The sequence below is a fragment of the Pseudomonas sp. So3.2b genome (genome assembly GCF_019464415.1).
Lineage (GTDB): Bacteria > Pseudomonadota > Gammaproteobacteria > Pseudomonadales > Pseudomonadaceae > Aquipseudomonas > Aquipseudomonas shahriarae.
Genome location: NZ_CP080494.1, coordinates 99071 through 111488, shown reverse-complemented (window position 1 = coordinate 111488; position 12418 = coordinate 99071). Strand labels below are relative to the sequence as shown.

Sequence of the window (12418 nt, the reverse complement as noted above, 5' to 3'; positions counted from 1 at the left end):
CGGTTATCATGGCGGGCGTGTGTGCCAAAATGGTGCATGCCCTGGAGAATCAGATGAACCTTGAAAGCAAATGGCTGGAAGACTTTAGCGCCCTGGCGGCCACGCGCAGCTTCTCCCAGGCGGCGGAGCGGCGCTTTGTCACCCAGCCGGCCTTCAGTCGACGCATCCGCAGCCTTGAGGCGGCCCTGGGACTGACCCTGGTCAACCGCTCGCGCACGCCCGTCGAGCTGACGGCGGCGGGGCAGTTGTTTTTGGTCACGGCGCGCACGGTGGTCGAGCAACTGGGTGAAGTGCTGCGGCATTTGCATCACCTTGAAGGCGGCCAGGGCGAAGTCATGCAAGTGGCGGCAGCGCACTCCCTGGCGCTGGGTTTTTTCCCACGCTGGATCGCGCAATTGCGCAACGAAGGGCTGAACATCGCCACGCGCCTGGTGGCCACCAACGTCGGCGATGCGGTGCATGCCCTGCGCGAAGGCGGCTGCGACCTGATGTTGGCGTTCTACGACCCGGACGCAGCCATGCAAATGGATCCGGAGATTTTCCCGTCACTGCACTTGGGCAACACTGAAATGCTCCCGGTGTGCGCCGCCGATGCCGATGGCAAGCCGTTGTTCGACCTGGAAGGCGAGGGCAGTGTGCCGCTGCTGGCCTACAGCGCCGGGGCGTTCCTCGGCCGTTCGGTGAACCTGCTGTTGCGCCAGCGCGCGCTGCGCTTTACCACGGTGTATGAAACCGCCATGGCCGACAGCCTGAAAAGCATGGCCCTGGAAGGGTTGGGGATTGCCTGGGTGCCACAGTTGAGCGTGCGCGCCGAACTGGCCCGGGGCGAGCTGGTGGTGTGTGGCGGGCCGCAGTGGCATGTGCCGCTGGAGATTCGCCTGTATCGCTGTGCGTTGGTGCGCAAGGCGAACGTGCGATTGCTGTGGCGCAAGCTGGAAGGTGGGGCGGCGCAGAATAGCTGAGCCCAACACAAACTCAATAAGCACTAGATAGAGAGTTGTGTAGATACCTATGCTGCGATAGCGGTGTATCAGCCGACATTGCAGGCAAGCCAGCTCCCAGAGTATTTCGGGGTGTTTTCGCTGACTCTAAAGTCAATAAAACCGCAGGTTTGAAGCGTAAGACAGATGGTCGGCACAGGGGCTGTTTATCTGCATTATTACGGTATACTGCGCGGCCTTCGGCCGGTCCAACCGGCCTTAATTCGTACAACAAGCCACGCCGGATTTCCCGCGTGGCTTGTTGTTTTTTGACGCGCCTGCGGGCGCCCAGAGAGAAGAGGCACGACGATGAGTGCATTGGTTGGCGTGATCATGGGCTCCAAGTCCGATTGGTCCACCCTTAGCCACACCGCCGATATGCTGGAAAAACTCGGCATTCCGTTTGAAGTGAAGGTGGTTTCCGCCCACCGCACGCCGGACTTGCTGTTCCAGTATGCCGATGAAGCAGAATCCCGTGGCATCGAGGTGATTATCGCCGGTGCCGGTGGCGCAGCCCACCTGCCGGGCATGTGTGCGGCCAAGACCCACTTGCCGGTGCTCGGCGTGCCGGTGCAGTCGTCGATGCTCTCGGGTGTGGATTCGCTGCTGTCCATCGTGCAGATGCCCGCCGGGATTCCGGTGGCCACCCTGGCGATTGGCAAGGCCGGCGCGATCAACGCGGCATTGCTGTCGGCCAGTATCCTGGGCGCCAAGCATCCACAGTTCCACGCGGCCCTGAAGAAATTCCGCGCCGAACAGACTGACAGCGTCCTGGACAATCCAGACCCACGCATCGCCTGAGGTTGTTGATTGATGAAAATCGGTGTAATCGGTGGCGGCCAACTGGGTCGCATGCTGGCCTTGGCGGGTACGCCGCTGGGGATGAACTTCGCGTTTCTTGATCCGGCGCCGGACGCCTGTGCGGCGGCCCTGGGCGAACACCTGCGGGCGGACTACAGCGACCCGGACCACTTGCGCCAATTGGCCGATGAAGTCGATCTGGTGACCTTCGAATTCGAAAGCGTGCCAGCCGAAACCGTGGCGTTTCTGTCGCAATTCGTCCCGGTGTACCCGAGCGCTGAAGCGCTACGCATCGCCCGTGACCGCTGGTTCGAAAAGAGCATGTTCAAGGACTTGGGCATTCCGACTCCGGCCTTCGCCGACATCCAGTCCCAGGCGGACCTGGATGCGGCGGTCGCCAGCATCGGCCTGCCGGCGGTGCTGAAAACCCGCACCCTGGGTTATGACGGCAAGGGCCAGAAAGTCCTGCGTACCGAAGCCGATGTGGTCGGCACGTTCGCCGAACTGGGCAGCGTCGCCTGCCTGCTGGAAGGCTTCGTGCCGTTCACCGGCGAAGTCTCGCTGGTGGCCGTGCGCGCCCGTGATGGCGAAACGCGCTTCTACCCGTTGGTGCACAACACCCACGACAGCGGCATCCTCAAGCTGTCCGTGGCCAGCACCGACCACCCGTTGCAGGCCCTGGCCGAAGACTATTCCAGCCGAGTGCTCAAGCAACTGGATTATGTCGGCGTGATGGCATTCGAGTTCTTTGAAGTCGACGGTGGCCTCAAGGCCAACGAAATTGCCCCGCGCGTGCATAACTCCGGGCACTGGACCACCGAAGGTGCCGAGTGCAGCCAGTTCGAAAACCACCTGCGGGCGGTAGCGGGCTTGCCACTGGGTTCCACGGCCAAGGTGGGCGAGAGCGCGATGCTCAACTTCATTGGCGTGGTGCCGCCGGTAGAGCAGGTCATTGCGATTGATGACTGCCACCTGCATCACTACGGCAAGGCGTTCAAGGCCGGGCGCAAGGTCGGCCACGCCAATCTGCGTTGCAAGGACCGCGCGACACTCGACGCGCAGATCGCCAAGGTCCAGGCGCTGATCGCCGCGCAATAACCCACGGGCTGGCGGGAACCATTGGTGACCGCCATCCTCTGATTGCAGGACGCCAAAGTCTGACTAGGCTTCAGCTAACTTTCATTCAGAGGGAAATGCCATGGGTATCATTGGGACCATCTTTATCGGTTTGATCGTCGGCCTGCTGGCGCGTTTCCTGAAACCAGGCGACGACAGTATGGGCTGGATCATGACCATCCTGCTGGGTATCGCCGGCTCCCTGGCGGCGACCTATGGCGGTCAGGCCCTGGGTATCTACCAGGCAGGTCAGGGTGCAGGTTTCATTGGCGCGCTGGTGGGTGCCATTGTGTTGCTGGTGATCTACGGTCTGCTGAAAAAGAAGTAATTTAGCGACAAGCCCTCTGCGCTGCGCAGGCGCAGAGGGCTAGAATGCCGGCACTGTTCTTATTTGCCGAGCCCCTTCATGCGCCGCCTTCTGTTGACTGTCCTTTTGCTGGGTTCAAGCCTGGCCCACGCCGCTGAGCTTACGGAAACCGACTGGCTGGAACTGATGCCCGAGTCGGACCAGAAGGCTCTCGAACAAATGCCGGATATCGACCACAACTCCCCAGAAGCCCTGGGCACCTTTACCGAAAAGGGTGGCCTGAAACAGAGCAAGGGCTTGCCGGCGGTGATGTATTCGACCAAGACCGTGGCCGCCATGAACGGCAAGCACATCCGTCTTGGCGGTTATCCGGTGCCATTGGAAACCGATGCCAAGGGCCGCAGCACCCTGTTTTTCCTGGTGCCTTACCCGGGCGCCTGCATTCACGTACCGCCGCCGCCGCCCAATCAACTGGTGCTGGTGCGCTATCCCAAAGGCTTGAAGCTGGACGATATCTACACGCCGTTGTGGGTCACTGGCACGTTGAAGGTGGAGACGGTCAACAACGACCTGGCGGATGCAGCGTATGCGCTGGATGCGGGGGGGGTGCGGGTGGTGCAGGAATCGGACCTGTAACCGGCGCCAAAAATCCCCTTGTGGGAGCAAGCCTGCTCCCACATTCGATTGGGTTTACAGGGGCAGGCTGGCGATGCTCACACCCATGGTGTGACTAGCACCCGGTGCCAATGCCACCACATCGTCCAGCACGTTCGCCGTCTCGATGCACAGCATGCCCTGCCAGCCATCGTCGGCCATATCATCGAAAGCCTTGGCCCGTTCGGTCCAAGGGTTCCAGATCACGGTCGATTTGGACCCTTCGCTGGTGAGCTGGATCCGGCGTTGCCAGTCTTGATCGACGATGTTCAATTGAGCTGGAGTATCGAGGTAGATACGATCGGTCTCTGCAGCGAAGTGCAGTGCGCCGGCCTGTTGCTTGGTCACCCAGCCGTCGGCGGTATCGATATAGTCCAATCCGTCCAGGCCTTCGACCTGCACCTTGCGCACGTCGCTGACTGCGAAGTAGCTGTGCAGCGCCTGGCTGATGGTCACGGTGTCGGTGCCACGGTTGTGGCTGGTCAGGCGGATATGCAGTTGCTCGTCGAGCAGGATGCTCATTTTCAGATCGACCTGATGCGGCCAATCCGGGAAGCCGCCAGCAGGTGCCGGCAATACCAGCTCAACCCGATTGTCTTCGACGCCGGCCAAGGTCCAGATGGCCGTGCGCGCGAAACCATGGGCGCCGGCCGGCTGATCACTCTGGCGCATCGCCTTGACGCTTTGCGGGTTGCGGTCAAACACACCAAACCACGGCCAGCACACCGGCACACCCGTACGGATACCTTTGCCAGCCTTGAATACGGCCTGGTCGTTGGGCCAGATCACCGGCTTGGCGCCCGCGGGCTGGTAGCTGAAGATGTGCGCGCCTTGTTGGGCCACCAGCACTTCGGCGCCGTTGTGGCGGATGCGCCAGCAGTCCAGCTCATCCATTTTCACGGTTTCAAGGTGGGGCGTAGGCATACAAGGCTCTCTTAGTGACAGGCAATGGGGCAATGGACCGCCAAACCGCCGCGAGGTTTAACGCGCCCGCGACGGAACCGAGCGAGTGCGACCGCTGCCATCAATGGCGACGAACACAAACACCGCCTCGGTGACTTTGCGCCATTCGCTGGACAGCGGGTCATCGCTCCACACTTCGACCATCATCTGGATCGAGCTGCGGCCGATTTCCAGGGCCTGGGTGTAGAAGGACAGCTGCGCGCCCACTGCCACCGGAACCAGGAAGGCCATGCGGTCAATGGCGACGGTAGCCACGCGACCACCGGCGACCTTGCTGGCCATTGCCGTGCCAGCCAGGTCCATCTGCGCCACCAGCCAGCCGCCGAAAATATCGCCGAAACCGTTGGTTTCACGGGGGAGTGCGGTGATTTGCAGGGCGAGATCGCCTTGCGGGATAGGATCTTCTTGTTCGAGTTCGATCATGCCGGGGGTGCCTCTGACCCGTGACTCTTGGACTATGTAATCGGTGAATAGCCGTCTTGGAAAAACGATTCAGCCCCGAACATACTACGTTCGTCACGTTTTTCGAAAGGCGCCTGAAGGGAAACTCTGCGAAATCGGCTGGCCGGTGCCAACGACGTTTTCGCGCAACTTCCACGGATATGCCGGTGCAAGGTGGGCAGTATATCGGTCGATAGCCTGCGCGACGACCGTCCGGCCCTGATTTTGTACATCTATCTGCACGGCTTTACAGGCGTCAAGGAAATGGCCAAAACAGTCATGCAACTTGAGGGGTTTGACCATTGTGCCTTTTGAACTCTGCGCTCCAGTATTTGCTGGCGTTTTCGGTCCCCGATAATAATTCGAAGAGGGAATAGGCGGGCCTTGCAAGGTGGTGACTTTGCGAGTCGACGCCAGTCGCTGTGCAGGTGTTTAGACTGTGCTTTTGCGGGCAATTTGTTATCTTGCCGGACCTGCCAGGCCAAACCAGCACTGTTGCGGATTCCTGATCTGACCTAATAAGAGAAGCCTTGCCATGACCACAGTGCCTTCAAGCATTGCGCCGCCCGCACGACCGCTGAACCGCAACGACTACAAAACCCTGTCGCTGTCCGCCCTGGGGGGCGCGCTGGAGTTCTACGACTTCATCATCTTCGTGTTCTTCGCCACTGTGGTCGGGAAACTGTTTTTCCCCGCCGACATGCCCGAATGGCTGCGCCTGATGCAGACCTTCGGCATCTTCGCCGCCGGCTACCTGGCGCGGCCGCTGGGCGGGATCATCATGGCGCACTTCGGTGACCTGCTGGGGCGCAAGAAGATGTTCACCCTGAGCATCTTCATGATGGCGGTGCCGACCCTGATCATGGGTCTGTTGCCGACCTACGCGCAGATCGGCCTGTGGGCCCCGATCCTGTTGTTGCTGATGCGCGTGATCCAGGGCGCGGCGATTGGTGGAGAAGTGCCGGGCGCGTGGGTTTTTGTTTCTGAACATGTACCGCCACGCCATATCGGCTATGCCTGCGGCACCCTGACCAGCGGCCTGACCGCCGGGATCCTCCTGGGTTCGCTGGTGGCCACCGCGATCAACACGATCTACACCCCGGAGCAAGTGTCGGACTACGCCTGGCGGATCCCGTTCCTGTTGGGCGGTGTGTTCGGCCTGTTCTCGGTGTACCTGCGCCGCTGGCTGCACGAAACCCCGATCTTCGCCGAAATGCAGCAGCGCAAGACCCTGGCCGCCGAGCTGCCATTGCGTGCGGTCCTGCGTGACCACCGTGGCGCCATCGTGCTGTCGATGCTGCTGACCTGGCTGCTGTCGGCCGGCATTGTCGTTGTGATCCTGATGACCCCGACCGTGCTGCAGACCATCTACCACTTCAGCCCGACAGTCTCGTTGCAGGCCAACAGCCTGGCGATCGTCACCCTGAGCCTGGGCTGCATCCTCTCCGGCGCACTGGCTGACCGCTTCGGCGCCGGGCGCGTGCTGATCGCCGGTTGCGCGTTGCTGCTCGCGACCTCGTGGACGCTGTATCACAGCCTGCTGGACCACCCAAACTGGTTGTTCCCGCTGTACACCCTTACCGGCCTGTTCGTCGGCGTGGTCGGCGTGGTGCCCTACGTGATGGTCAAGGCCTTCCCACCGGTGGTGCGCTTCAGCGGCCTGTCGTTTTCCTACAACGTTGCCTACGCGGTGTTCGGTGGTCTGACGCCGTTGGTGGTGTCGCTGCTGATGAAAGAAAGCCCGATGGGCCCGGCGTACTACGTCGCCGTGATCTGCACGATGGGGATGCTGGTGGGTGCCTACCTGTGGAAACGCGGGCGGTAAACGCCTCGGGCTTACTGATGCACATGGATGTGCTGATCAAAACTCAGGAAGGTTCGGACGCCAGGTAGACAGTCGGGCTTGGCATTCTGATACGGGCAAGCGAGAGCCTCCCGCTAACATGGTGTCTAGCGCCGTCGCTGCGTCGCCAGAGCTGATGACTTGATGCTCGACCATAAGGTCGAGTAGCCACAGTGCACCATGTACTTGCAGCCCGTCCTGGATAGCCTGGCGACGGAGCTTCCCATCTCCTGTGAGCAGTGGTCTTCCGGTTATCTGTGCCAGCAGGTAGCAGGAGACGTCAGCCAAGGCGCTGTTGTTGTGTGCAATTTTGAGCGCCCAGAGTTTTTGTACACCTCGCTCGTCAAATGACTCGACCACCAGCCCTTGGGCGAGCAGTTCATCATGAGCGAAGTCCTCGAGTTCGTGCATGACGAAATCAGTGCAGCAGAGCGTGAAAGGTAGCCTGAACATATGCTCCAGCAATCCCGCGTTTCTGAAATCAATCCAGATATTGGTATCGCTGATATAGATCAGGCTCATGCACTCTCCAGTGAGCCCAGAAAATTGGGGTCTAGAGCCTTCACTGGGCGACGCAGTAACTCAGCTGCCCGTGACTTGGTGATCAAGCCCTCCGCCAGGCCCCAGAACACCAGCGATTCGAAACGCTGAGGCGGCTTGCACGGCAACTGCTCGGGTTCTGCCTTGCGCCAGCCATTGCTGCTGAACTGAATGGTCAGGGATTTGTAGCCACTTTCTCCCAGCAGATTGAGGTCCTTCAACCGACGGAGCGCCGCATGCATCGAGAGTCCATACTGGCGTTTGGCAATCAAGAGTTCGCGAGGGTGGACGCGTGAGCGTTGATGGCTCCCGAAATCTCCGGTGACACTTTTGGCTGGATAAAGAAAAGCCCCCGCGAAGCGGTGACAGCAGTGTTCTTTATCGCGTTCGGACATCTCATCGGGTAGCTGCATCACCCAGTGTCCCAACTCATGAGCGGCGGTAAAGCGAATGCGCTCGCCTGGTCTTTGGGCGTTCAGAGCTATCAGCACATGTTCGCCATCATGGGTGGCGGCACAGGCTCCCTCGAAATCATCCGGGCCGTTGAGCATCACCACTTTGATACCGTGCTCCTCAAGTTGCTCAGTCAGATGGGCGATTGGGTCTGCGCCGATGCCCCAATATTTGCGCAGCTCCTCGGCCGCCCATTCGGCCTCCTCTATAGAGGTAACGGACAACATCTGTGGCGGCGTTCTGGCGGTCTGGATATCCAGCGGATCGAAGCACTCCTCTAGGGCTATGTATCGCTCCAGGTGTTCACGAACCTGTTCCTCGACCTGTACCTGGCGGTATTGAGGCATCTTCGCCAGCTTGCGGAACTCCAGCGGCGCAAGTGGCAGGGCTTCAGGGCGGAAAAAATACTCCGGGCTCACCTCCAGCGCCCTGGCCAATTGCAGAAGACGCTGGGAGTTCGGAGTACTCAAGCCTTTTTCATACTTGCTCAGGCCTTGCTTGGTGATGTCGCCGAGACTGAGTGCCAGTGCTTCCAGCGACATACCACGCAACAACCTTGCGCGGCGAATTCGGTCATTGATCATGTGAGGTCTCCTTAGGTTGACAAGACTATGCTTTGCTTATTTTTTGTCAACCTAAGGGGGCCTCTGGTTACGTCGTGTCATTGGCAGCGACGTGCGGAGGTTAGTCAGTGCGGTTCCTAGAGGAAACCCTAAAGATCTGTCGGAAAATTCCGGGCGACCTTTCGCTCAATACTGGCCTTTCATCTAATTGTCATATTCCAGACATAGAGTGTTCACACGGCCTACCGATACTTGGCCCCGATCCAACTATCCCTATCTGCTAGGAGTAAGGCATGAAACTGAAGCGTTTGATGGCGGCAATGACTTTTGTCGCTGCTGGCGTTGCGACTGCCCACGCGGTGGCCGCTGGTGTTGACCCGGCAATTCCGGCTTATACCAAAACCACTGGTGTATCGGGCAACTTGTCCAGCGTCGGTTCCGACACCCTGGCCAACCTGATGACCCTGTGGGCCGAGAACTACAAAAAAGAATACCCGAACGTCAACATCCAGATTCAAGCCGCCGGTTCTTCCACCGCGCCGCCTGCACTCACCGAAGGCACCGCTAACCTGGGCCCGATGAGCCGCAAGATGAAGGACAACGAACTGCAGGCTTTCGAGCAGAAGTACGGCTACAAGCCGACTGCTATCCCGGTGGCCGTGGACGCCCTGGCTGTGTTCGTACACAAGGACAACCCGATCAAGCACCTGACCATGGCCCAGGTTGACGCCGTGTTCTCGTCGACTCGTCTGTGCGGTGCCAAGGCTGACGTCAAGACCTGGGGCGACCTGGGTGTGACCGGTGACCTGGCCAACAAGCCGGTGCAACTGTTCGGTCGTAACTCGGTATCCGGCACCTACGGCTACTTCAAGGAAGAAGCCCTGTGCAAAGGTGACTACAAGCCCAATGTCAACGAACAGCCAGGTTCGGCTTCGGTCGTGCAGTCCATCAGCTCCTCGCTGAACGGCATCGGTTACTCGGGCATCGGCTACAAGACCGCCAGCGTGAAAACCGTGGCCCTGGCCAAGAAAGAAGGCGGCGAGTTCGTCGAAGACACCGAAGAGAACACCCTGAACGGCAAGTACCCGCTGTCGCGCTTCCTCTACGTGTACATCAACAAAGCCCCGAACAAGCCTCTGGCCCCGCTGGAAGCCGAGTTCGTGAAACTGGTTCTGTCCAAACAGGGCCAGGAAGTTGTAGTCAAAGACGGCTACATCCCACTGCCAGCCAAAGTTGCCGCCAAGGCATTGGCTGAGCTGGGTCTGCAAGAAGGCAAATAAGCCTGTACTACCTGGTGTAGATGCATGCTCTTGTGTGGGAGCGGGCTTGCCCGCTCCCACAACAAGCCGGCCTACACCCCTAATTTTTCGGTCCGCTGCCAGCCCTGCTACGCGGCGGATTTCTTGCGTCACTGCATTGTCATCTTTCTGTCATACAGGATCGCTAGGGTGTGCGCATGAATGATCTGGCCAATTCCACCATGACGACGACTTCTCCTCCCAAGCGCATTGACTTCAATACGCCTGAGCTGCAACGCAAGCGCCGCATCCGCGCGCTCAAGGACCGCCTGACCCGTTGGTACGTGCTGGTCGGCGGTCTCGCCGTCCTCGGCGCTATCACCCTGATTTTCTTCTTCCTGGCCTACGTGGTCGGGCCGCTGTTCCAGGGTGCCAGCCTGACCAAGGACGAGGCCCTGACGCCTGCCTGGATGCAGGATGCCGGCAAGCCGTTGCTGATCTCGCTGGAAGAACAGAACCAGGTCGCCATGCGGGTTTCCGACAAGGGCCAGGCATTGTTCTTCACTGTCGACACCGGCGCTGAGCTCAAACGGGTCGACCTGGCCCTGCCGGCCGGCGCCAGTGTGGTGTCCATCGGTGAAGACCAGCCGGGCAGCCCGCTGGTGATCCTCGGTCTGTCCAACGGCCAGTCCCTGGTGTTCCGCCACACTTATAAAGTGTCCTACCCGGACGGTAAGAAGACCATTTCGCCGGAAATCGAATACCCCTACGGCGAAGCGCCGATGGTGCTCGATGAGGCCGGTCGTCCGCTGGAGCATGTGGCCCTCAACGCCACCGAGACCTCGCTGGTCATTGCCGGCTCCTCTGGCTCGCACCTGAACGTGCTGTCGGTGAGCCGCGAAGAAAACATGATGACCGGCGAAGTGGTCAGCGAGCAGAAGCGCATCGACTTGCCGCAAATGACTGAGCCTGTGAAAGCGATCTTCGTCGATCCGCGCCAGCAATGGCTGTATGTGATCAACGGTCGCGCCCTGGCCGATGTGTTCAGCCTGCGCGACAACAGCCTCAACGGTCGATACAAGTTGTTGGAAGATGGCAGCGCCGAAATCACCGCCAGCACCCAGCTGGTGGGCGGTATCTCGCTGATCGTCGGCGACTCCAAGGGCGGCCTGGCCCAGTGGTTCATGGCCCGCGACCCGGATGGCGAGCAACACCTCAAGCAGATCCGCACGTTCCAGATGGGCAGCACACCGGTGGTGGAAATCACCGCTGAAGAGCGTCGCAAAGGCTTTACCGCCCTGGATGCCTCCGGCAACTTCGGTGTGTTCCACAGCACCGCGCATCGCACCCTGCTGGTGGACCCGGTGGTAGAAGGCCAAGGCATCTTCGGCATGTCGCCACGGGCCAACCGCGTGCTCGTCGAAGCCGGCGGCAAGCTGCAGCCGTTGTCCCTCGACAACCCGCACCCGGAAGTGTCCTGGAGCGCGTTGTGGAGCAAGGTCTGGTACGAAAACTACGACGAACCTAAATACGTCTGGCAATCGACCGCCGCCAACAGCGACTTCGAACCCAAGATGAGCCTCGCGCCGCTGACCTTCGGTACGCTAAAGGCCGCGTTCTACGCCATGTTGCTGGCTGCACCACTGGCCATTGCCGCGGCGATCTACACCGCCTACTTCATGGCCCCGAGCCTGCGCCGCAAGGTCAAGCCGGTGATCGAGCTGATGGAAGCGATGCCGACGGTGATCCTCGGCTTCTTCGCCGGCCTGTTCCTGGCGCCGTATGTCGAAGGGCACCTGCCGGGGATTTTCAGCCTGCTGATGTTGTTGCCGATTGGCATCCTGGTGGCGGGTTTTGCTTTCAGTCGCCTGCCTGAGTCGATCCGCCTGCGTGTTCCCGATGGCTGGGAAAGTGCGATGTTGATCCCGGTGATCCTGTTTGTGGGCTGGCTCTCGTTGTACATGAGCCCGTACCTGGAAACCTGGTTCTTCGGTGGCGACATGCGCATGTGGATCTCCCACGACCTTGGCATCACCTACGACCAGCGCAACGCCCTGGTTGTCGGCCTGGCCATGGGTTTTGCGGTGATCCCGAACATCTACTCCATCGCCGAAGACGCCGTGTTCAGCGTACCGCGCGGCCTGACCCTGGGTTCCCTGGCCCTGGGCGCCACGCCTTGGCAGACCATGACCCGCGTCGTATTGCTGACCGCCAGCCCGGGGATTTTCTCGGCGCTGATGATCGGCATGGGCCGTGCGGTGGGTGAAACCATGATCGTGCTGATGGCCACGGGTAACACCCCGGTCATGGAGATGAACCTGTTCGAAGGCCTGCGAACGCTCGCAGCCAACGTCGCGGTGGAAATGCCCGAGTCGGAAGTGGGCGGCAGTCACTACCGGGTGCTGTTCCTCTCGGCGCTGGTACTGCTGTTGTTTACCTTCGTCATGAACACCCTCGCCGAGCTGATCCGTCAGCGTCTGCGCAAGAAATACTCGTCGCTTTAAGAAAGGTAGAAGTCT

Annotated in this window: 12 protein-coding genes; 8 read left to right on the top strand and 4 right to left on the bottom strand. The window is 60.2% G+C overall.

The window, feature by feature from the left end; translation table 11 throughout:
* Window positions 1–53 precede the first annotated feature (53 nt).
* From K1X80_RS00505 to K1X80_RS00485, 5 genes are all read left to right on the top strand, one after another.
* Window positions 54–962, top strand: a complete 909-nt coding sequence (locus K1X80_RS00505; protein WP_057440625.1) for a LysR substrate-binding domain-containing protein — start codon at window positions 54–56, stop codon at window positions 960–962.
* Window positions 963–1289: 327 nt separating this feature from the next.
* A complete protein-coding gene (gene purE / locus K1X80_RS00500; RefSeq protein WP_057440545.1) occupies window positions 1290–1781 on the top strand; it encodes a 5-(carboxyamino)imidazole ribonucleotide mutase in 492 nt (163 codons plus the stop codon).
* 12 nt (window positions 1782–1793) lie between these two features.
* Complete coding sequence (locus K1X80_RS00495; RefSeq protein ID WP_057444228.1) at window positions 1794–2879, top strand: 5-(carboxyamino)imidazole ribonucleotide synthase; 1086 nt, start codon at window positions 1794–1796, stop codon at window positions 2877–2879.
* A gap of 100 nt (window positions 2880–2979) precedes the next feature.
* Window positions 2980–3225, top strand: coding sequence for a GlsB/YeaQ/YmgE family stress response membrane protein (locus tag K1X80_RS00490; protein WP_029289950.1), 246 nt, complete (start codon window positions 2980–2982; stop codon window positions 3223–3225).
* 78 nt (window positions 3226–3303) lie between these two features.
* Window positions 3304–3840, top strand: coding sequence for a DUF3299 domain-containing protein (locus K1X80_RS00485; protein ID WP_120734356.1), 537 nt, complete (start codon window positions 3304–3306; stop codon window positions 3838–3840).
* Between the two features lie 54 nt (window positions 3841–3894).
* On the opposite strand, the gene K1X80_RS00480 is transcribed toward K1X80_RS00485, so the two are convergent.
* Together K1X80_RS00480 and K1X80_RS00475 are read right to left on the bottom strand one after the other, a co-directional pair.
* The gene (locus tag K1X80_RS00480; protein ID WP_128593290.1) at window positions 3895–4782 is read right to left on the bottom strand and encodes a D-hexose-6-phosphate mutarotase; all 888 of its coding nucleotides are present in this window, start codon (window positions 4780–4782) and stop codon (window positions 3895–3897) included.
* A 57-nt stretch (window positions 4783–4839) separates the two neighbouring features.
* Window positions 4840–5244: an acyl-CoA thioesterase gene (locus tag K1X80_RS00475; protein WP_003176975.1), complete on the bottom strand. Its 405-nt coding sequence runs from the start codon at window positions 5242–5244 to the stop codon at window positions 4840–4842.
* Between the two features lie 562 nt (window positions 5245–5806).
* Here K1X80_RS00475 and K1X80_RS00470 point away from each other — a divergent pair.
* On the top strand, window positions 5807–7087 hold the full coding sequence (locus K1X80_RS00470) for an MFS transporter (protein WP_169955454.1): 1281 nt from the start codon (window positions 5807–5809) through the stop codon (window positions 7085–7087).
* A 36-nt stretch (window positions 7088–7123) separates the two neighbouring features.
* On the opposite strand, the gene K1X80_RS00465 is transcribed toward K1X80_RS00470, so the two are convergent.
* Together K1X80_RS00465 and K1X80_RS00460 are read right to left on the bottom strand one after the other, a co-directional pair.
* On the bottom strand, window positions 7124–7627 hold the full coding sequence (locus tag K1X80_RS00465; RefSeq protein ID WP_057961186.1) for a DUF3368 domain-containing protein: 504 nt from the start codon (window positions 7625–7627) through the stop codon (window positions 7124–7126).
* Window positions 7624–8682: a helix-turn-helix domain-containing protein gene (locus tag K1X80_RS00460; protein ID WP_128593291.1), complete on the bottom strand. Its 1059-nt coding sequence runs from the start codon at window positions 8680–8682 to the stop codon at window positions 7624–7626. The genes K1X80_RS00465 and K1X80_RS00460 overlap by 4 nt, the downstream gene beginning before the upstream one ends.
* A 272-nt stretch (window positions 8683–8954) precedes the next feature.
* Between K1X80_RS00460 and K1X80_RS00455 the strand changes: the two genes are divergently transcribed.
* Window positions 8955–9941: a phosphate ABC transporter substrate-binding protein PstS gene (locus K1X80_RS00455; protein ID WP_198830391.1), complete on the top strand. Its 987-nt coding sequence runs from the start codon at window positions 8955–8957 to the stop codon at window positions 9939–9941.
* Between the two features lie 428 nt (window positions 9942–10369).
* A complete protein-coding gene (locus K1X80_RS00450; RefSeq protein ID WP_169989492.1) occupies window positions 10370–12403 on the top strand; it encodes an ABC transporter permease subunit in 2034 nt (677 codons plus the stop codon).
* Window positions 12404–12418 lie beyond the last annotated feature (15 nt).